Below are 19,465 nucleotides of genomic sequence, written 5' to 3' on the forward strand. Positions count from 1 at the left end.
GCGCCGGGGCACACCCCCGGTGCGCGCCGCAGCCCTCACAACTGGAACGTTTTTCTGTGTGTAATGGGACATTTTCTATGCGTAAGAAGACTTGCCATGCGTAAGAAGACCTTCGCCGCGGCCGCACTGCTCGCCGCCGCCACCCTCACCCTCTCCGCCTGCGGCAGCGGTGACGACAGCGCCCAGCCCGTCACCGTGGTCTCCGAGGAGGCCGGGTCGGACAAGGCCGCCATCGTCCTCGACAAGCCGTTCGAGAAGCCCGACCTGGTCCTCACGGACACGAACGGCAAGAAATACGACCTCCGCAAGGAGACCCAGGGCAAGCCGACGCTGATCTACTTCGGCTACACCAACTGCCCCGACGTCTGCCCGCTGACGATGAACAACGTCGCCGTCGCCAAGAAGCAGCTGCCCAAGGCGCAGCAGGACGAACTGCGCATCGTGTTCGTCACCACCGACCCGGAGCGCGACACCGCGTCCGCGCTCGGCAAGTGGCTCAAGGGCATCGACCCGCAGGCCGTCGGCCTGACCGGCGACTTCGACACCATCCAGGCCGGCGCCCGCACCCTCGGCATCACCATCGAGCCGCCGCACAAGGACAAGAACGGCAAGATGGTCTCCACCCACGGCACCCAGGTCGTCGCGTTCTCGCCGAAGACCGACGGGGGGTACGTCCTCTACACCGAGGCCGCCACCGTCGACGACTACACCAAGGACCTCCCCAAGCTGATCAAGGGGGAGAAGCCATGAGGCGCCTCGTCGCGCCCGTCACGGTACTGAGCGGGGCCCTGGTCCTAGCGGGCTGTGGTTCCGGGGACACCCAGGCCGACTCCCAGGCCGACTCCAAGGCGGAACTGTCCGTCAGCGGCGCCTACATGCCGCAGCCGGTCTCGGACTCCATGGCGGCCGGCTTCCTGACGGTCACCAACAAGGGCGGTACGAAGGACGAGTTGACCTCCGTCACCAGCGACGTCGGCGAGGTGACGGCCCACGAGACCGTCGACGCGTCGATGCAGGAGGCCAAGGACATCGCCGTCCCCGCGCACGGTCAACTCGTGTTCAAGAGCGGCGGCAGCCATCTGATGTTCGAGAAGCTGAAGCGCAAGCCGAAGCAGGGCGAGAAGGTGACCGTGCAGCTCCACTTCGCCGAGTCCGGCACGGTGACGGTCGAGATACCGGTGAAGTCCGCGACGTACAGCCCGAAGACCGGACACTGAGGGAGAGATCGCCTTGACCCAGACCATCGCCCCCCGCGTTCGGCCCCGGGTGCTGCCACACGTCCGGACCCCGCGGCTCCCGCGCGTCCGGACCCTGGTGCTGCTGCTCCTGGCCGCCACCGGCCTGCTCCTCGCCGGCGCCGGGCCGGTCTCCGCGCACGCCGCGCTGACCGGCAGCGACCCCCAGCAGGGGGCGGTGGTCGACAAGGCCCCGACGCAGGTCTCACTGACGTTCTCCGAGAAGGTCGCCCTGTCCGACGACTCGCTGCGCGTGCTCGACCCCAAGGGCAAGCGCATCGACCGCGGCGACCCGGCCAACCTCAGCGGCACGACGTACGCCGTGAAACTCCACAGCGGCCTGCCCGACGGCACGTACACCGTCACCTACCAGGTGGTGTCCGAGGACAGCCACCCCGTCGCCGGCGCCTACACCTTCTCCATCGGCGCCCCCTCCCAGACCACCGTCTCCGTCTCCGACCAGTCGGCGGGCGGCGGGATCGTCGGCGCGCTCTACGGGTTCGGGCGGTACGTGTCGTACGCCGGCTTCATCGTCATGGTCGGTGGCGCCGCGTTCGTGCTCGCCTGCTGGCAGCGCGGATCGGGTGTGCGGGCGCTGCAGCGGCTCGTCGTCTCCGGCTGGCTGGCGCTGACCGCCGCCACGCTCGGGCTGCTGCTCCTACGCGGCTCGTACACCCGCACCGGCAAGCTCGGCGACATCTTCGACCTGGACCTGCTCGGGCAGGTGCTGCAGACCAAGACGGGTGCGGCACTGGTCTCCCGGCTGCTGCTGCTCGCCGCCGCGGCGCTGTTCATCGCGGTGCTGTTCGGGGCCTATGACAAGCGCGAGGAAGAGGAGAAGCGGGACCTGACCTTCGGGCTCGCGATCGGCGGGACCGTCGTGGCGGCGGGGCTCGCGGCGAGCTGGGCGATGTCCGAGCACGCCTCGACCGGGCTCCAGGCCGGGATCGCGATGCCCGTCGACGTCGTCCACCTGCTGGCCGTCGCGGGCTGGCTCGGCGGGCTGGCCGCACTGCTCGTGGCGCTCTACCGGGCGCCGGTGGACACACCGGTCGGTGCCTCCGCCGTACGACGGTTCTCGCGCGTCGCCTTCGGCAGCGTGCTCGCGCTGGTCGCGACCGGCATCTACCAGTCGTGGCGGCAGCTCGGATCGTGGTCGGCGTTCACCGGCACGCGATACGGGCAGCTGCTGCTGGTCAAGATCGGGCTCGTGGTGCTGCTGGTCGGGATCGCGTGGATCTCGCGGCGGTGGACCGCGCGGCTGGCCGAGGCGGTCGTGGTGAAGCCGCGGAGGGCGAAGGGCGCGGCTGACGACGAGAAGGACGCGGTCGAGGGCGAGGCGGACCGGGTCGAGGGCGGGACAGACGCGGTCGACGGCGAGGCCGCCGAGGGGGAGCGGGAGCACGCCACCGCGCGGGCCGCCACCTCCGCCTCCGCCTCCGGCGAGAAGGGCGCCTCGGCCGCCGTGTCCGGCAAGAAGAGCAGCGACTCCAAGCGCGCCGCCCAGCTCGCCCGGCAACAGGCCGCGATCGACACGGCACGGCAGAAGCAGCAGCGGGACGCCGACCCGAACCGGTTCGGACTGCGCCGCTCGGTGCTCGCCGAGGCGGGCGTCGCCGTCGTCCTGCTCGCCGTCACCACCATGCTGACGTCGACCGAACCGGGGCGTACGGAGGAGGCGGCCAAGGCAGCCACGTCGGCCGCTTCCACCGACGCCTCGACGGCCGGGGCGCTGACCCTGGACATGTCCTTCGACACCGGCGGCGAGGACGGCAAGGGCGTCGTCCGGATCGACCTCGATCCCGCGCGCGTGGGCGGCAACGAGATGCACGTCTACGTGGAGCGGCCCAACGGCCGCGCCTTCGACATCCCCGAGGTGAAGGTCGCCTTCACCCTGGAGTCCCAGGACATCGGTCCGCTGCCCGTGGTCCCCGACCACATCACCACCGGGCACTGGTCGGCGAACGGAGTGCAGATCCCCATGGCGGGCGAGTGGAAGATCGCCGTGACCGTGCGGACCTCCGACATCGACCAGGCCACCGTCTCCAAGAACGCGCAGATCGGCTGAACCACACCATGGCTGACCAGTCCATTCCGGAGGCCCGTACACCTGGGACTCCTCAGACTCCCCAGGCTTCCCGGAATCCCGAGAGGGCACTTAATGGCGAGACCGCACTTAATGACGGCTCTCCAGAAGGCGCCTCCCACCAGGACGGCATTTCGCGGCGGCGGCTGCTCGGTTCCGCCGGTGCCGGCGGGCTGGTGCTCGGCGCGGTCGGCGGTGCCGTGGGATACGCCGCCCGGCCGGCCGAGGCCACACCGCTCGCCTCGGTGGGCGCCGATCAGGTGATGTTTCACGGGAAACATCAGCCCGGCATCCTCCAGCCGCTCCAGGCCCGCGGCCATGTCGTCGCCTTCGACCTGGCGGCGGGCGCGGGTCGCAAGGAGGCGGCGGCATTGCTGCGCCGCTGGTCGGAGACGGCACGGCGGCTGATGGCGGGCGAGGCGGCCAAGCAGGACGACACGGATGTCGCCCGGGACGCGGGGCCGTCGTCGCTGACGATCACCTTCGGCTTCGGGCACAGCTTCTTCGCGCGGACCGGCCTGGAGAAACAGCGCCCGGTCTCCCTGGACCCGCTGCCCGACTTCTCCTCCGACCAGCTCGACAAGGCGCGCAGCAACGGCGACCTGTGGGTGCAGATCGGCGCCAATGACGCCCTGGTCGCCTTCCACGCCCTGCGCGCGATCCAGAAGGACGCCGGCCAGGCCGCCAAGGTGCGCTGGCAGATGAACGGCTTCAACCGGTCTCCGGGTGCCACCGCCCACCCGATGACGGCTCGCAACCTGATGGGCCAGATGGACGGCACGCGCAATCCGAAGCCGACGGAGGCCGACTTCGACAAGCGCATCTTCGTGCCGGAGTCCGGCTCGACGGACCCGGCCTGGATGGCGAACGGCTCCTACGCCGTCGTACGCCGCATCCGCATGCTCCTCGACGACTGGGAGCAGCTCTCGGTCAAGGAGCAGGAGGACGTCATCGGGCGCCGCAAGTCCGACGGGGCGCCGCTGTCCGGGGGCACCGAGACGACCGAGATGGACCTGGAGAAGACGGACAAGGCGGGGAACCTGGTCGTGCCCCTCAACGCCCACGCGCGCATCACCCGGCCCGACCAGAACGGCGGCGCGGCGATGCTGCGGCGCCCCTTCTCGTACCACGACGGCATCGACACGGACGGGGTGCCCGACGCGGGGCTGCTGTTCATCTGCTGGCAGGCCGACCCCCTGCGCGGCTTCGTCACCGTCCAGCGCAAGCTCGACCGCGGCGACGCGCTGTCGAAGTTCATCCGGCACGAGGCGAGCGGGCTGTTCGCGGTGCCGGGTGGGGCGGCGGAGGGCGAGTACGTGGGGCAGCGGTTGCTGGAGGGGTGACGCCGCGCCCGGAACCCGTCCTGGGGCAGCCGGGTGAGATATGTCCACCGCGTTTCGCAAGGCCCATTAGGGTGAGGTCATGCCAGCGAGCTACGCCTATCTCGGCCCCGAGGGCACTTTCACCGAAGTCGCCCTGCGCACGCTCCCGGAGACCGCGACCCGGGAACTTGTCCCCTACGTGTCCGTACAGTCCGCGCTCGACGCGGTGCGCGTCGGCGAGGCCGAGGCCGCGTTCGTACCGATCGAGAACTCCGTCGAGGGCGGCATCACGACCACGCTCGACGAGTTGGTCGCGGGCCAGCCGTTGATGATCTACCGCGAGGTGCTGCTGTCGATCACCTTCGCGCTGCTGGTCAGACCCGGCACCAAGCTGTCGGACATCAAGACGGTCTCTGCACACCCGGCCGCCCAGCCGCAGGTGCGCAACTGGCTGAAGAAGAACCTCCCGGACGCCCACTGGGAGTCGGCCGCCTCGAACGCGGACGCCGCGCGCCTGGTCCAGGAGGGCCAGTACGACGCCGCCTTCGCGGGCGAGTTCGCGGCCGCCCGGTACGGCCTCGAGGCCCTGGAGACCGGGATTCACGACGCGGAGAACGCCCAGACGCGGTTCGTGCTGGTGGGCAGGCCGGCCCGGCCCGCGGCACCGACCGGCGCGGACAAGACGTCCGTCGTGCTGTGGCAGCGCGACGACCATCCCGGCGGGCTGCGCGACCTCCTGGGCGAGTTCGCCACGCGCGGCATCAACCTGATGCTGCTGCAGTCCCGGCCGACCGGCGCCGGCATCGGCAACTACTGCTTCTGCATCGACGCCGAGGGGCACATCTCCGACCGCCGAGTGGCCGAGGCGCTGATGGGGCTGAAGCGGATCTGCCTGGAGGTGCGGTTCCTGGGCTCGTACCCGCGCGCGGGAATGGAGCCGGAGGATGTGCAGCCGCCGCGCCTGGGGACGTCGGACGAGGCGTTCGTGTCGGCGGCGGACTGGGTGGCGCGGTGCCAGGACGGGCGGTTCTGAGCGGCACGTGAAAGCCGGTGCCGACGGCCTCGTGGCGACCTCGTGGCGGCCTCGTGGCGGCTGGTTCGAACGGCTCCCGCGCAGGTTTCACGCCAGTACTACCAGCCGATTATCGTTATCCACAGGGGTTATCCACAGGTACTCTTCTCGACCTGGGGACAAGTCGACAAGCAAGGGTAAGGCTGTCGACAAATCGCCCCCAGGCCCGCCTCGGCGTCCACCATCACGCAAGTCACCCTTCGTCCACTCTTTTCCTTTGGATAATCCTTTGGGGCGACCGCTTTCCACTCGAAAGTGCGGATGGATAGGGTTTGTCCTGGGAATCCTCGACTTGCTCGGCGCATTACGGAGTGATCAATTCCGGCATCCACAGTCCATCCACACAGCCTGTGGATAACTCTTCCCGGGCTGGGGATCCCTGTGGACAACCGCAGCCCAAATCCCGTTCTCCACAAGGGAATCGAGTCAACCGGCCGCCTCGCACCCTCCCCGTTCCAGGGAGTGAGACACCTTTCATTGACACACCTCGCAATCCACCCATAACTGAACGTAAGCCGTGGTTCGGAATAGGGAGTCGTGGGCTGTCACCCCGCCCCGGTAGCCTTGAGCGCGTGATTGACCTTCGCCTGCTCCGTGAGGACCCCGACCGAGTGCGCGCCTCGCAGCGCGCCCGTGGAGAGGACGTCGCGCTCGTCGACGCCCTCCTGTCTGCCGACGAGCGGCGCAGGTCGTCCGGCGTCCGCTTCGACGAGCTGCGTTCCGAGCAGAAGAACCTCGGCAAGCTCATCCCCAAGGCCTCCGGAGACGAGAAGGCCGAGCTGCTGAAGAAGGCGAGCCAGCTGGCCGCCGACGTCAAGGCGGCCGACGCGGAGCAGAACGAGGCGGACGAGGAGACCAAGCGCCTCGCGCTCCAGCTCGGCAACCTCGTGCACCCCGACGTCCCGGTCGGCGGCGAGGAGGACTTCGTCGTCCTGGAGACGCACGGCACCATCCGCGACTTCGGCGCCGAGGGCTTCGAGCCCAAGGACCACCTGGAGCTCGGCGAGGCGCTGGGCGCCATCGACGTCGAGCGCGGCGCCAAGGTGTCCGGCTCCCGCTTCTACTACCTCACCGGCGTCGGCGCCCTGCTGGAGCTGGCACTGGTCAACGCGGCGATCGCCCAGGCCACCGAGGCCGGCTTCACACCGATGCTGACCCCGGCGCTGGTCCGCCCGCGTGCCATGGAGGGCACCGGCTTCCTCGGCCAGGCCGCGGAGAACGTGTACCACCTGGAGAAGGACGACTACTACCTGGTCGGCACCTCCGAGGTCCCGCTCGCCGCGTACCACATGGACGAGATCCTCGACGCCGAGAAGCTGCCGCTGCGCTACGCCGGCTTCTCCCCGTGCTTCCGCCGCGAGGCCGGCACCTACGGCAAGGACACGCGCGGCATCTTCCGCGTGCACCAGTTCGACAAGGTCGAGATGTTCTCGTACGTCGCCCCCGAGGACGCGGAGAACGAGCACAAGCGCCTCCTGGACTGGGAGAAGCAGTGGCTCACCGGCCTCGAGCTGCCCTTCCAGGTCATCGACGTGGCCTCGGGCGACCTGGGCGCGTCGGCGTCCCGCAAGTACGACTGCGAGGCGTGGATCCCGACCCAGGGCAAGTACCGCGAGCTGACCTCGGCCTCCAACTGCGACAGCTTCCAGGCCCGCCGGCTGTCGGTCCGCCTGCGTGACGGCAAGAAGGTCCAGCCGCTGGCGACGCTCAACGGCACGCTGTGCGCCGTACCGCGCACGATCGTGGCGATCCTGGAGAACCACCAGCAGGCCGACGGCTCCGTCCGGGTCCCCGAGGTGCTGCGCCCGTACCTGGGCGGCCGGGAGGTCCTGGAGCCGGTGGCCAAGTGAGCGAGGCGGCCCCCGAGGCTTCCGGCACGGTGCCCGGGGGCTTCCCGTACAAGCTGATCGCGACCGACCTCGACGGAACGCTCCTGCGCTCCGACGAGTCGGTCTCCCAGCGCACCCGTGACGCCCTCGCCGCGGCCACCGCGGCGGGCGCCGCGCACATCGTGGTGACGGGCCGCGCGGTCCCGTGGACGCGCCACATCCTCGACGACCTCGGCTACCGGGGCCTCGCCGTGTGCGGCCAGGGAGCACAGGTCTACGACGCCGGCGAGCACCGCCTGCTGACATCGGTGACCCTGGACCGCCAACTGGCGGGCGTGGCGCTGGCCAAGATCGAGGCGGAGGTCGGCCCGCTGTTTCTGGCAGCGAGCCGCGACGGCCTGGACGGCGACGTCCTGGTCGGACCCGGCTACGCGGTCACGGGCGCGCTCCCGTCGACCCCCTTCACGGACGCGGCGGATCTGTGGAGCGCCCCGCTGAACAAGATCTACGTACAGCATCCGGACCTGTCGGACGACGAACTGGCAGAGGCCGCCCGCCAGGCCGCCGGCGGCTTCGTCACGGTGGCCATGGCCGGCGAGGGCATCGTCGAACTCCTGCCCCTGGGCCTGTCCAAGGCAACGGGCCTGTCCCTGGCCGCCCGCCGCCTGGGCCTCAAGGCCGCCGACACGATCGCCTTCGGCGACATGCCGAACGACATCCCGATGTTCGCCTGGGCCGCGCGTGGCGTGGCGATGGCCAACGCCCACGAGGAGCTCCGGGCGGTGGCGGACGAGGTGACGGCCTCCAACGAGGAGGACGGGATCGCGGTGGTGCTGGAGCGGTTGCTCGGCTGAGATCGGTCGGCGGCTGCTCCACCGTCACCGGCGGGCGGTTGCTCGGTCGACGTACCTGCGTCGCTGTCGGCCTATGTGCCTGCGGCGGCACCTCTCAGCCGCAGCGCCGGGCGCCTCTCAAGGAACGCCCAGCCCTGCACTACGGCCAAGCCAAAGTGGCAACGTCTCGCGGAGGATGCACGAATCGAACGTGCGCGGGCTTTCAGACCCGACCACGGCTTAGCAAGCCGGTGCCTTACCACTCGGCCAATCCTCCGGGTGGGCGACCCACGCGAGAGCGACATCGCGTGCTCGAAGCGGCCGCCCCGGGCAGCTCCCCGTGCGGTACGGACTCTACGGAGGGGTAGCGATTACTCCGGAGTCCGCCGCCGGCTGCCCTGTCGGGAGCTCGACGTACTGCCGTGCATGGACATCGTCGCGCTCCTCTCCCAGAACGTGGCGCCGAACTCCTCGTCCGGCGGTGTGGACACAACCACTGTGCCTGTACGGCGAGTTGGGCGCCACTGATTAAAAGGCCCCGGAAAGGCGACGTACGCCCCTTACCGGCGGCGCCACTTGCGTCGACGCGCCTTGCTGAAGAACCATCCGGCCGGCGGTTCGTCGGAACGCCATGGCTGCGGCTCGGGCTTCTCGCGACGCCAGCGCGCGGCCAGCATGCGGGCGCGGGCGGACGGCTCGGCGGTCTCGGCCGCGCGTATGAAGTCGTCGTCCAGGACCAGGTTGCTCCAGGTGTCGTCCCCGGACTGTTCGCGATCCTCGTGCTGCGCCATGCCGCCTGCCATCGCCGTCCTCCAGTTCGTACAGTGCATCCCCGTTGCCCAGTGTGCCCGGGCAGAGGTGAAGCCCCCGTCAGGAGCGAGCCCGGTCAGAGGCCCGCTCCTTTACATCTCACCGGCGCCCTTACTCCTCCCCGGCGAGCGTCAGCGACCGCAGTTTCTGTCCCGCGTACCAGGTCGCGAGCACGGTGACCACCGCCAACAGCACGGTCGCCGTGGGCAGTGCCACGTCCGACGTCACCATGTCCCCGCCGGCGACCTTCTGCGCCACCGCCAGCGCCCACTGCTGGACGCTCAGCGTGCGCGCACCCGCCACCAAGGAGCCGAACAGGGCCTCCCAGACGAGCGCGTAGACGAGCCCGAAGACGACCGCGTGCCGGGACACCGTGCCCAGCAGCAGGAAGAGTGCCGCGTACGCGATGGAGGCGACCAGCGCGGCCACCGTGTAGGCAACGGCGATCTGCTGGCCGTTGCCGTTCAGGATGAACCCGGCGATGAAGGTGGGCAGCGCCGAGAACACCATGGTCACGGCGATCGCCACGATGAGCTTGGTGAAGATGATCGTCGACCGCTTCACCGGCTTGGACAGCAGATACACCACCGAGCCGTCGTCGATCTCGGGCCCGATCGCGCCCGTACCGGCGATGACACCGATGATCGGCACCATGGTGGCGAGCGCCAGCCCGCCGAGCAGGTCCGACGCGGTCTGGTCGTCGGCTCCGGCGAGACCGCGCACCACCACGGAGACCGCGATGAGCAGCAGCGGCAACGCGCCCAGGATGAGGGCCCGGCGACGGCCGAGCAGGGCCCGGTAGGTGAGTCGGGCGACTGTGGGGTCGTACATCTTCGGCCTCCTACGCCGCGACGAGATACGAGAAGACGGACTCGAGGGACTCGTCGGACGGCGAGACCGTGAGCAGACGGATGCCGTGGTCGCGCGCCACCCTCGGCAGCAGGGTCGTGAAGCGGCCGAAGTCGACGGCCTGGATGTGCAACGCGCCCTCGGCCAGATCCACTTCGATACCGGAGGTCGAAGGGTCGGCGATCAGCGCGGCCGCGAGGGTGCGGTCGTCGCTGGAGCGCACCAGGTAGCGGTGCGGGCGGTCGGTCATCAGGCGGCGGATCTTGCGGAAGTCACCGCTCGCCGCGTGCCGTCCGGCGACGACGACCTCGATGTGCCAGGCGAGTTGCTCGACCTCCTCGAGGATGTGGGAGGAGAACAGCACCGTGCGCCCCTCGTCACCCATGCGGCGCAGCAGGTCCATGAGCTGCATGCGCTGGCGCGGGTCCATCCCGTTGAAGGGCTCGTCGAGCAGGAGCAGCGAGGGGTTGTGGACCAGGGCGCTCGCCATCTTCACGCGCTGGCGCATGCCCTTGGAGTACGTCTGGATCTTGCGGTCCTGCGCGTACTCCATCTCGACCGTGGCCAGCGCCTTCTGGGCAGCCTTGGCGCCCAGACCGTGCAACTCGGCGTTGGCTACGACGAATTCGCGGCCGGTGAGGAAGTCGTACATCGCCTCGCGCTCGGGGACGATGCCGATGTGCTTGTAGATCGCCTCGTTGCGCCACACCGGCTGCCCGTCGAGGGTGACCGTGCCGGTGGAGGGGGCCAGGAAGCCGCCCATCATGTTGATGAGGGTGGACTTTCCGGCGCCGTTGGGGCCGAGGAGGCCGGTGACGCCGGGGCCGATCGTCATGGTGATGTCGTTGACGGCGACCACGTTGCCGAACCAGCGCGAGACGTGGTCGATGTTGAGCGTGGTCACAGTCCGACCTTTCGGTAGCGGCGCATCAGGAGGCCGTAGCTGGCGGCGATCAGGCCCAGCGTGACGAGGACGTAGACGACGCCTTCGCCGTTGCTCGGGCCCACCCCGCCGGGGAACGCGGAGCTCGCGCCCAGGAAGGCCGACTGCACCCCGTCGATGAGCGTGACGGGCGAGAAGAGGCCGATCCAGGTGATGGCGTCGGCGCTGCCCCCACCGTCGATGGACTGTGCGTCGGCGATGGCCTGGAGCGTGGACACCGCGCCGTAGGAGATGGTCAGTACGGCGATCACGGCCGCGATGCCGAAGCCGCGGCGCGGGGTGACTGACGCGATGACCAGGCCGAGGCCGGCGAAGAGCAGTGAGAGCAGTGCCACGGAGACGAGTCCCTGTGCGAATCCCTTGGTCTGGTCGGCGAAGTCGAGCTTGGCCAGCAGCGCGCCCACGTAGAGCACCAGCAGCGGGGCCGCGGTGAGGAGGAACAGCGCGGAGGCCAGCGCCGCGAACTTCGCCCGTACGTAGTCGGCGGTCTCGATGGGCCGCGAGAAGTACAGCGGTACGGTCTTGAAGCGCAGGTCGCGGGAGACGGACTGGGGGGCCTGCGACGCGACGTACAGGCTGATGACGGCCTGCATGATGATCGCGTAGCGCGTGTAGTCGACGGGCAGATCCTTGGCCTTGGTGGCGACCGCGACGGCCACCATGATGGCCGCGGGCACGCACATCACCACGAACAGCAGCATCGGCAGCACCTTGGACTTCACCGAGCGGCCGAGGCCGTAGGCGCCGCGCAGGGACTGCGAGTAGAGGGAGCGCGTGGCGTAGGAGCGGCCGAGGCGGGGGCCGTCGTAGGTGCGATACCCGATGTTGTGGATACGGGTCTGGTCACCCGACTGTGTGACCGGTGTCCGCGTGGGCTGCTCAACCGCCATGGCCGACCGCCTCCTTCCGCTGTGCGTCGGCGCTTTGCTCGCTGCCGTGCTCGCTGTCCGTGAAGACCTCCGAGATGTGGTGGCGGCGCTGCTCCATGCGCACCAGGCCGAGGCCGAGGTCGGCGACCACGTCGCGCACCAGGTCGTAGGTCTCCTCGCCCTGCGCGGTGAGCAGCAGGATGTGACCGGCGCCCGGAAGGCCGCCGCTGCCGTCGAGAACGTCCACCCCGCGCGCGTGGAGCGCGTCACGCACCGCGCGGGTGCCGTCCGGGTGGTCGTCGGTGTCGGTGACCTCGATGGCGAGGGTCGTGGTGGTCTGGGTGAAGTCGGTGGTGGAGCTGGAGCGCAGGAGCTTGCCGCCGTCGATGATGACGACGTGGTCGCAGGTGCGCTCCAGTTCGCCCAGGAGGTGCGAGGTGACCAGGACCGAGATGCCGAAGTCGGTGTGGATACGGCGGATCAGGCCGAGCATCTCGTCGCGGCCCACCGGGTCGAGGCCGTTGGTCGGCTCGTCCAGGAAGACCAGCTGCGGGTCGTGCACCAAGGCCTGCGCCAGCTTCACGCGCTGCTTCATGCCGGTCGAGTAGCCGCCGATGGGGCGGTAGCGCTCCTCGTAGAGGCCGACGTGGCGCAGCGTGTCCGCGGTGCGCTCGCGCGCGGCGGCAGGCGGCAGCCCGGACATGCGGGCCATGTGCACGACGAACTCGGTGGCCGAGACGTCGGGCGGCAGACAGTCGTGCTCCGGCATGTACCCGACGCGCTCGCGGATGGCGCCGCCCTTGGTGGCGACGTCGAGGCCGAGCACTTCGGCACGGCCCTCGGTGGCGGGGGACAGACCCAGCAGGATCTTGATCAGTGTGGACTTGCCGGCTCCGTTGGCTCCGACGAGTCCGGTCACACCGGGCCCGACGTCCACGGAGAGCCGGTCAAGCGCGGTCACCCTGGGGAACCGCTTGCTCAGGCTTTCGGTCGCGATCACAGTCACGCTTCGAAGGTAGTGACGCGGGCCACGCCGGTCGTCACCCCGCAGAGCTGTCTTGGGGTCAGACTCCAGGACTACGGGACCCTAGGGGTCACCCTGAGGTCGAACAACGCGGCCCAGGTTTTCCACATCGGCGGAGACATCAGCGAGGTTTTCCACAGCCCTGGGCAGCACTATTGACGCAGCCTCTAACAACTGTCACATTCACCAGTGTCAAGTTACGGGCACGTACCGCAGTCAGCGTGGACGAAGTGGGGCGGTGGCATGACTACGGCGGTGGCAGGCGAACTCCGGGCGAAATCCGCGGAATTGCAGGGGTTCAAGAAGGTCCAGCAGCTGGCGTACGAGTGCGCGGAGGCCGTCGCGGCGCGGCTGGAGCCGGGTATCACCGAGCGCGAGGCGGCGCGTATGCAGCGCGAGTGGCTGCGTGAGCGCGGGGTGCGGGACTGGTTCCATCTCCCCTTCGCCTGGTTCGGGGACCGCACGGCGTTCGTGAACTTCCGCATCCCGCTGCAGTTCTTCCCCACCAACCGCCGACTGGAGCCCGGGATGCCGTTCATCCTGGACATGGCCCCTGTGTACGACGGCTACACGGCCGACATCGGCTACTCGGGATCGCTCGGCATCAACCCCGTACAGGACAAGCTGATGGCCGACCTGGAGGCGCATCGCGAACTGATCCTGCGCGAGGTGCGCGAGCGGCGGCCGCTGCGGGAGATCTACGAGGACGTGGACCGGCTCATGGTCCGCCAGGGGTACGCCAACCGACACCGCGCGTATCCCTTCGGCGTGATCGCGCACAAGGTCGACCGGGTCGAGCAGCGCCGCTGGTCGCCGCATGTGTTCGGGTTCGGCACGCAGTCCCTGAAGGGGTTGGCGAGCGACGCGCTGCACGGTCACCGCGAGGGCTGGTCGCCGCTGTGGTCGCCGTACCGCTTCTCCGACCACCCGCCGCAGCCGGGCCTGTGGGCGGTCGAACCCCACCTGGGCTTTCGGGGCACGGGCGCGAAGTTCGAGGAGATCCTGGTCGTCACCGACTCCGGGGATCCCGTGGAGAGCGCCTTCTGGCTGGACGACGATCTGCCGCATGTGCGGCGCTGGGCGGAGGAGAAGTGACGGTGCCGGTGACTCTCGAGAACGCGCGCGAGCGCAGGGTGCGGACCGGCGGGGTCGAGCTGTGCGTCGCCGAGCTGGGCGAGGTCGGGCAGCCGACGGTGATCCTCGTGCACGGCTATCCGGACAGCAAGGAGGTGTGGTCCGAGGTCGCGCCGCGGCTGGCCGAACGCTTCCATGTGGTGCTGTACGACGTCCGGGGCCACGGCCGGTCGACGGCGCCGAAGCCGCTGCGGGGCGGGTTCACGCTGGAGAAGCTGACGGACGACTTCCTGGCTGTCGCGGACGCGGTCAGCCCGGACCGGCCCGTGCATCTGGTGGGGCACGACTGGGGCTCGGTGCAGTCCTGGGAGTTCGCCACCGTCAGGCGCACCGAGGGCCGGATCGCCTCGTTCACGTCCATGTCCGGCCCGTCCCTCGACCACTTCGGACACTGGATCAGCAACCGCCTCAAGCGCCCCACCCCGCGCCGGATCGGCCAACTCCTCGGTCAGGGCGTCAAGTCCTGGTACGTGTATGCGTTGCACACACCCGTGCTGCCCGAACTGGCCTGGCGCGGCCCCCTCGGCAAGAGCTGGCCGCGCATCCTGGAGCGCGTGGAGAAGATCCCCGGGGCCGGCTACCCGACCTCGTCGCTGCCGACGGACGCGGCGCACGGGGCCTGGCTGTACCGGGACAACGTACGGGCCCGGCTGCGCCGTCCGCGCACGGACGCGTACGCGCACACGCCCGTGCAGCTCATCACGCCCCTCGGGGATGCCTTCCTGTCGGAGCGGCTCTACGACGAACTTGAGCTGTGGGTTCCGCAGTTGACGCGGCGCACGCTCGCGGCGAAGCACTGGATACCGCGCAGCCGCCCTGACCAACTGGTCGCGTGGATCACGGAGTTCGTGACGTCCGTGGAGGGCGGGCGGCCGGACGGGGTGACGGCGACCGGCAAGTACGCCGACCGCTTCGGCGGGCAGCTCGTCCTGGTCACCGGCGCCGGCAGCGGCATCGGACGGGCGACGGCGTACGCCTTCGCCGAGGCCGGCGCGCGCGTGGTGGCCGTCGACCGGGACGCCGAGGCCGCTTCCCGCACCGCCGAGATGTCCCGTCTGATCGGCGCCCCAGCGGCCTGGGCGGAGCCGGTCGACGTCTCCGACGAACAGGCCATGGAGAAGCTCGCCGAGAAGGTCGCCACCGAGTACGGCGTGGTGGACGTCCTGGTGAACAACGCCGGGATCGGACTGTCGGGCTCCTTCTTCGACACCACACCGGAGGACTGGAAGAAGGTCCTCGACGTCAACCTGTGGGGTGTCATCCACGGCTGCCGCCTGTTCGGGAAGCAGATGGCCGAGCGCGGGCAGGGCGGCCACATCGTCAACACCGCGTCGGCGGCGGCGTACCAGCCCTCCAAGGCGCTGCCCGCCTACAGCACCTCCAAGGCAGCCGTACTGATGCTGAGCGAGTGCCTGCGCGCGGAGTTGGCCGGGCAGGGCATCGGCGTCACGGCGATATGCCCCGGCTTCGTCAACACCAACATCACCTCGACCGCGCACTTCGCCGGGGTCGATGCCGAGGAGGAGAAGCGGCGCCAGAAGAAATCGGCGCGGCTGTACGGGCTGCGGAACTATCCGCCGGAGAAGGTCGCCGACGCGATCCTGCGGGCGGTGGTGCGCGGTGAGGCCGTGGTTCCGGTGACGCCGGAGGCGCGCGGGGCGTATCTCATGTCGAGGTTCACGCCGCGGGCGCTGCGCAGGATCGCGCGGTTGGAGCCGCCGCTGTGAGCGGGGAGCCACCGCGGTCGGAAGCCACCGCTACGAGTGGCAAGCCACCGCTATGAGTGAGGTCAGCCGTCTGTCCGAACCGCACGCTGAGGTCGGCCACGCGGGCGACGGGCCGGCCTCTCCCGCCTACCGGATCGAGGACCTCGCACACCTCAGCGGTGCCACCGTCCGCACCATCCGCGCCTACCAGGACCGAGGCCTGCTCCCCCGCCCCGAGCGCCGCGGCCGGGCCAATGTGTACTCCGACGCCCACCTCGTCCGTCTGCGGCAGATCGCCGATCTCCTCGACCGCGGTTACACCCTGGCCTCCATCAAGGAACTCCTGGAGGCCTGGGACGCCGGTCGCGGCCTCGGCGGGGTGCTCGGGCTGGTCGCCGAGGTGGACGGGCCGTGGACCGACGAGGAGGCGGCACGGATCTCGCGCGCCGAGCTGGACGAGCGCTTCGGCGGCAACCCGGACGACGCGGCGGTGGCCGAGGCCGTTGACCTCGGTGTGCTGGAGCCGATCCCCGGTGACGAGGACTCGTTCCTCGTGCCGAGCCCCCAAGAGCTCGCTGTAGCAGTCGAGTTGCACGCCGCAGGGGTTCCCCTGTCCGCGATCTCCGGGCACCTAAGGGAGTTGAGGGGTCAGGTCGAGCACATCGCCGCCCGTTTCCTGGAGTTCACCACCGAACACGTCTTCGCCCGCTATCTCGACGGTCCACACCGTCCGACGGACGCCGAAGCGGCCGAAGCGGCCTCTCTCGTGCGACGGCTGCGCCCACTAGCGCAGCAGACAGTGGACGCGGAACTCGCCCGAGCGATGCGCCTGTTGGCGGTGCGGCACCTGCGTCAGCACCTGGACTCGGCCGAGACACCCGATCTGCGGAATCGGACGCGTTCCGTGACGGTTCCAGCCGAAACGATGGCGGCCGTGGAGAGGCTTGTTGGCCCTGACCAGGCTTCGTCCTTCATCGCGCTGGCCGCCGAACGGGAGGTGCAGGCCCGTGTCTTGGATCAGCTCGCCGCAAGTCACAGCTCATCAGCTGATCTTGATGAAACACCTTGAATCGACGGGTCGTTGTCCACAGAATCGCCAATTCCCCTGTGGATAACCGTACTTGGTTGTGGATCAAACATCCGTAGCGAAATCATTCGCGTGATTCACGGCTCTCCCGGCACGCTGGTGTCATGGACGAAAGACGCACCGTGAAGGTGTCGAAGTACCTCTCGAAGCACCTGCGCCATCAGCCCGAGCGAATTGGGCTCACGCTCGACGAGGCCGGCTGGGTCGAGATCGACGCCCTGATCGCCGCCGCGGCCGCGCACGGATTCCGGTTCACCCGGGAAGAGCTGGACCACGTGGTCGCCGCCAATGACAAGCGGCGCTTCGCGGTCGAGGGCACCCGGATCCGCGCCAGCCAGGGCCACAGCATCGAGGTCGACCTCGGACTGGCCCCAGCGACTCCACCGCCGTACCTCTACCACGGCACCGTGGCCCGAAGCCTCGACGCGATCCGCGCCGAAGGGCTGCGGCCCATGAACAGGCACGACGTGCACCTCTCGCCCGACCGCGAGACCGCCACGCGGGTCGGCGCCCGGCGTGGCCGCCCAGTGGTGCTCTCCGTGGACGCCGGCGCCATGCACCGCGACGGCCATGTCTTCCACGTCAGCGCGAACGGGGTGTGGCTGACGAAGGCCGTGCCGCCGGAGTATCTGGGGGATTGGCAATGATCAGCCTCACTCCGTGGCGGAGCAGCAGCGTGCGGTGACTGTTTCACGTGAAACCCGTTCGGCCGCTTACGCTCGACACATGAGTCTGCGCCTGAGCACCGTGATCCTCCCGTATCGCCGCTGGTCCGAGGGGGGCCGCGAGGCATGGCAGCGCGCGGAGCAGCTCGGCTTCCACACCGCGTACACCTACGACCACCTGTCCTGGCGCAGCTTCCGTGACGGCCCCTGGTTCGGTGCCGTGCCGACGCTGACCGCCGCTGCGGCCGTCACCGACCGTCTGCGACTCGGCACTCTGGTGACCTCGCCGAACTTCCGGCATCCGGTGCCCTACGCCAAGGAACTGATCTCCCTCGACGACATCTCCGACGGCCGCTTCACACTCGGCGTCGGCGCCGGCGGCTCCGGGTTCGACGCCACCGTGCTCGGGCAGGACCCGTGGACGCCGCGCGAGCGGGCCGACCGGTTCGCCGAGTTCGTCCAGCTCCTGGACCGGCTGCTGACCGAGGACTCGGTGTCGTACGAGGGCGACTTCTATTCGGCGCACGAGGCGCGCAACATCCCCGGCTGTGTGCAGCGCCCCCGGCTGCCCTTCGCGGTCGCCGCGACCGGACCGCGCGGGCTGCGGCTCGCGGCCCGGTACGGGCAGGCATGGGTGACCACCGGCGACCCCAAGCTGTACGAGAACGGCACTCCTGAACAGTCGATTCAAGCCATTCGTGGACAGGCCGAGAAGCTGGCCGACGCCTGCGCCGAGATCGGCCGGGACACCGCCGACCTCGACAAGATCCTGCTCACCGGTTTCACCCCGGACCGCGGCCGTCCGCTGGAGTCCCTCGACGCGTTCGTGGACTTCGCGGGCCGCCATCAGGAACTGGGATTCACCGAGATCGTGGTCCACTGGCCGATCCCCGACTCGGACTTCGCGGCCGACGAGAAGGTCTTCGAGCAGATCGCCATGGAGGCGGCGGCTCAGCTGCGATGAGCCGGTCGGGCGCGACAGTGCTGGTCAGGGCCGTGTGGGCGGCGCTCTCAGGGGCTGTTTCTCCCCAGGTGCCGCCTCAGATGTGCGGACTGCCGCACGGTCGTGCAGGCATATGCGGGAGAATGACCCGGTGACCTCAGCGACTCGACAGCCCCGGACCCCGGCCGCCGCCGCTGTCCGCCCGCGGCTCATAGCCACCGACCTGGACGGCACCCTTCTGCGGGACGACAAGTCGGTCTCCCCGCGCACGGTGGCCGCGCTGGCCGCCGCCGAGGAGGCGGGCCTCGAGGTGTTCTTCGTCACCGGCCGCCCGGCCCGCTGGATGGACGTCGTCAGCGACCACGTCCACGGCCACGGCCTCGCGATCTGCGGCAACGGCGCCGCGGTGGTCGACCTGCACGGTGGCCCCGGCGCCCACCGGTTCGTGAAGGTGCGGGAGCTGGCGCGGGAGAACGCGCTGGACGCCGTACGGCTGCTGAGGGAGGCGGCTCCGGACACGGTGTACGCGGTGGAGCAGACGTACGGCTTCTACCAGGAGCCGGACTATCCCAAGCTGCACATGGAGATACCGGACGAGCTCGCGCCCGCCGAGGACCTCCTGGCGCCGCACGCCCCCGGGGCCGGCGAGCCCGTACTCAAGATCCTCGCCTACCACCGCACCCTCGATCCCGACGCCTTCCTCACCCTCGCCCGCCTCGCCATCGGCGACCGCGCCAATGTCACCCGCTCCAGCCCCAGCGCCCTGCTGGAGATCAGCGGCCCCGGCGTCTCCAAGGCCAGCACGCTCGCCCTGTGCTGCGCCGAGCGCGGTATCTCGCACGAAGAGGTCGTGGCCTTCGGGGACATGCCGAACGACGTGGAGATGCTGACGTGGGCGGGCCAGTCGTACGCGATGGGCAACGCGCACCCGGATGTCATCGCCGCCGCGTCGGGGCGAACGGTCGCCAACAACGAGGACGGTGTGGCGGTCGTGATCGAACAGCTGCTGGCGGACCGGCGGTAGGCCCACCCGAGCTGCGCCCTCGCCCGCCCGACCT

General features: G+C 69.7%; 18 protein-coding genes and 1 tRNA gene. 13 read left to right on the forward strand and 6 right to left on the reverse strand.

Features of this window, described 5'->3' with window-relative positions:
* The first annotated feature begins 96 nt into the window (after positions 1-96).
* The 7 genes from EHO50_RS36330 to EHO50_RS36360 all read left to right on the forward strand — a co-directional run bounded on the left by EHO50_RS36330 (position 97) and on the right by EHO50_RS36360 (position 8,398).
* Entirely contained in the window at positions 97-750 is a 654-nt protein-coding gene (locus tag EHO50_RS36330) for an SCO family protein (RefSeq protein WP_128435486.1), read from the forward strand.
* Positions 747-1,217: a copper chaperone PCu(A)C gene (locus EHO50_RS36335; RefSeq protein ID WP_128435487.1), complete on the forward strand. Its 471-nt coding sequence runs from the start codon at positions 747-749 to the stop codon at positions 1,215-1,217. The genes EHO50_RS36330 and EHO50_RS36335 overlap by 4 nt, the downstream gene beginning before the upstream one ends.
* A gap of 52 nt (positions 1,218-1,269) precedes the next feature.
* The gene (locus tag EHO50_RS36340; protein ID WP_128435607.1) at positions 1,270-3,303 is read left to right on the forward strand and encodes a copper resistance CopC/CopD family protein; all 2,034 of its coding nucleotides are present in this window, start codon (positions 1,270-1,272) and stop codon (positions 3,301-3,303) included.
* Between the two features lie 8 nt (positions 3,304-3,311).
* Positions 3,312-4,664: an iron uptake transporter deferrochelatase/peroxidase subunit gene (efeB, locus tag EHO50_RS36345; protein WP_128435488.1), complete on the forward strand. Its 1,353-nt coding sequence runs from the start codon at positions 3,312-3,314 to the stop codon at positions 4,662-4,664.
* 79 nt (positions 4,665-4,743) lie between these two features.
* The gene (gene pheA / locus EHO50_RS36350) at positions 4,744-5,676 is read left to right on the forward strand and encodes a prephenate dehydratase (RefSeq protein ID WP_128435489.1); all 933 of its coding nucleotides are present in this window, start codon (positions 4,744-4,746) and stop codon (positions 5,674-5,676) included.
* Between the two features lie 611 nt (positions 5,677-6,287).
* The gene (gene serS, locus EHO50_RS36355) at positions 6,288-7,565 is read left to right on the forward strand and encodes a serine--tRNA ligase (protein WP_128435490.1); all 1,278 of its coding nucleotides are present in this window, start codon (positions 6,288-6,290) and stop codon (positions 7,563-7,565) included.
* Positions 7,562-8,398: an HAD family hydrolase gene (locus tag EHO50_RS36360; RefSeq protein ID WP_425472346.1), complete on the forward strand. Its 837-nt coding sequence runs from the start codon at positions 7,562-7,564 to the stop codon at positions 8,396-8,398. Before serS ends, EHO50_RS36360 begins: the two co-directional genes overlap by 4 nt.
* A 169-nt stretch (positions 8,399-8,567) precedes the next feature.
* Here the strand turns inward: EHO50_RS36360 and EHO50_RS36365 are convergent.
* The 6 genes from EHO50_RS36365 to EHO50_RS36390 all read right to left on the reverse strand — a co-directional run bounded on the left by EHO50_RS36365 (position 8,568) and on the right by EHO50_RS36390 (position 12,848).
* Positions 8,568-8,654, reverse strand: a tRNA-Ser gene (locus EHO50_RS36365).
* 283 nt (positions 8,655-8,937) lie between these two features.
* Positions 8,938-9,180 (reverse strand): SGM_3592 family protein, encoded by a 243-nt coding sequence (locus EHO50_RS36370; protein WP_164905050.1) that lies wholly within the window; start codon positions 9,178-9,180, stop codon positions 8,938-8,940.
* Between the two features lie 118 nt (positions 9,181-9,298).
* Complete coding sequence (locus EHO50_RS36375; protein WP_128435491.1) at positions 9,299-10,018, reverse strand: ABC transporter permease subunit; 720 nt, start codon at positions 10,016-10,018, stop codon at positions 9,299-9,301.
* Between the two features lie 10 nt (positions 10,019-10,028).
* Positions 10,029-10,940 carry an ABC transporter ATP-binding protein gene (locus tag EHO50_RS36380; RefSeq protein ID WP_128435492.1) on the reverse strand — a complete coding sequence of 304 codons (912 nt, stop codon included), beginning with the start codon at positions 10,938-10,940 and terminating at the stop codon, positions 10,029-10,031.
* Positions 10,937-11,869 (reverse strand): ABC transporter permease, encoded by a 933-nt coding sequence (locus EHO50_RS36385; RefSeq protein ID WP_128435493.1) that lies wholly within the window; start codon positions 11,867-11,869, stop codon positions 10,937-10,939. The genes EHO50_RS36380 and EHO50_RS36385 overlap by 4 nt, the downstream gene beginning before the upstream one ends.
* Positions 11,859-12,848 (reverse strand): ATP-binding cassette domain-containing protein, encoded by a 990-nt coding sequence (locus EHO50_RS36390; protein WP_128435614.1) that lies wholly within the window; start codon positions 12,846-12,848, stop codon positions 11,859-11,861. Before EHO50_RS36390 ends, EHO50_RS36385 begins: the two co-directional genes overlap by 11 nt.
* Before the next feature lie 267 nt (positions 12,849-13,115).
* Between EHO50_RS36390 and EHO50_RS36395 the strand changes: the two genes are divergently transcribed.
* From EHO50_RS36395 to EHO50_RS36420, 6 genes are all read left to right on the forward strand, one after another.
* Positions 13,116-13,967 (forward strand): M24 family metallopeptidase, encoded by an 852-nt coding sequence (locus tag EHO50_RS36395; RefSeq protein WP_128435494.1) that lies wholly within the window; start codon positions 13,116-13,118, stop codon positions 13,965-13,967.
* An 8-nt stretch (positions 13,968-13,975) separates the two neighbouring features.
* Entirely contained in the window at positions 13,976-15,733 is a 1,758-nt protein-coding gene (locus EHO50_RS36400) for an SDR family oxidoreductase (RefSeq protein WP_128435616.1), read from the forward strand.
* A gap of 52 nt (positions 15,734-15,785) precedes the next feature.
* On the forward strand, positions 15,786-16,781 hold the full coding sequence (locus tag EHO50_RS36405) for a MerR family transcriptional regulator (protein ID WP_128435495.1): 996 nt from the start codon (positions 15,786-15,788) through the stop codon (positions 16,779-16,781).
* Between the two features lie 122 nt (positions 16,782-16,903).
* Positions 16,904-17,446 carry an RNA 2'-phosphotransferase gene (locus EHO50_RS36410; protein WP_128435496.1) on the forward strand — a complete coding sequence of 181 codons (543 nt, stop codon included), beginning with the start codon at positions 16,904-16,906 and terminating at the stop codon, positions 17,444-17,446.
* A gap of 79 nt (positions 17,447-17,525) precedes the next feature.
* The gene (locus EHO50_RS36415; protein ID WP_128435497.1) at positions 17,526-18,428 is read left to right on the forward strand and encodes an LLM class flavin-dependent oxidoreductase; all 903 of its coding nucleotides are present in this window, start codon (positions 17,526-17,528) and stop codon (positions 18,426-18,428) included.
* A 112-nt stretch (positions 18,429-18,540) separates the two neighbouring features.
* Positions 18,541-19,431 (forward strand): HAD hydrolase family protein, encoded by an 891-nt coding sequence (locus EHO50_RS36420; protein WP_181449753.1) that lies wholly within the window; start codon positions 18,541-18,543, stop codon positions 19,429-19,431.
* The last annotated feature ends 34 nt before the right edge of the window (positions 19,432-19,465 follow it).

Source organism: Streptomyces cyaneus (assembly GCF_004028635.1).
Taxonomy (GTDB): domain Bacteria; phylum Actinomycetota; class Actinomycetes; order Streptomycetales; family Streptomycetaceae; genus Streptomyces; species Streptomyces cyaneus.

Excerpts from the sequence above, each read along its gene's own strand:
- EHO50_RS36405 (WP_128435495.1), top strand. The coding sequence starts at position 15,786 with ATGAGTGAGGTCAGCCGTCTGTCCGAACCGCACGCTGAGGTCGGCCAC.
- EHO50_RS36370 (WP_164905050.1), bottom strand. The coding sequence starts at position 9,180 with ATGGCAGGCGGCATGGCGCAGCACGAGGATCGCGAACAGTCCGGGGAC.
- EHO50_RS36395 (WP_128435494.1), top strand. The coding sequence starts at position 13,116 with ATGACTACGGCGGTGGCAGGCGAACTCCGGGCGAAATCCGCGGAATTG.
- EHO50_RS36335 (WP_128435487.1), top strand. The coding sequence starts at position 747 with ATGAGGCGCCTCGTCGCGCCCGTCACGGTACTGAGCGGGGCCCTGGTC.
- EHO50_RS36415 (WP_128435497.1), top strand. The coding sequence starts at position 17,526 with ATGAGTCTGCGCCTGAGCACCGTGATCCTCCCGTATCGCCGCTGGTCC.
- EHO50_RS36410 (WP_128435496.1), top strand. The coding sequence starts at position 16,904 with ATGGACGAAAGACGCACCGTGAAGGTGTCGAAGTACCTCTCGAAGCAC.
- EHO50_RS36420 (WP_181449753.1), top strand. The coding sequence starts at position 18,541 with ATGCGGGAGAATGACCCGGTGACCTCAGCGACTCGACAGCCCCGGACC.
- EHO50_RS36330 (WP_128435486.1), top strand. The coding sequence starts at position 97 with ATGCGTAAGAAGACCTTCGCCGCGGCCGCACTGCTCGCCGCCGCCACC.
- efeB (WP_128435488.1), top strand. The coding sequence starts at position 3,312 with ATGGCTGACCAGTCCATTCCGGAGGCCCGTACACCTGGGACTCCTCAG.
- pheA (WP_128435489.1), top strand. The coding sequence starts at position 4,744 with ATGCCAGCGAGCTACGCCTATCTCGGCCCCGAGGGCACTTTCACCGAA.
- EHO50_RS36385 (WP_128435493.1), bottom strand. The coding sequence starts at position 11,869 with ATGGCGGTTGAGCAGCCCACGCGGACACCGGTCACACAGTCGGGTGAC.
- EHO50_RS36375 (WP_128435491.1), bottom strand. The coding sequence starts at position 10,018 with ATGTACGACCCCACAGTCGCCCGACTCACCTACCGGGCCCTGCTCGGC.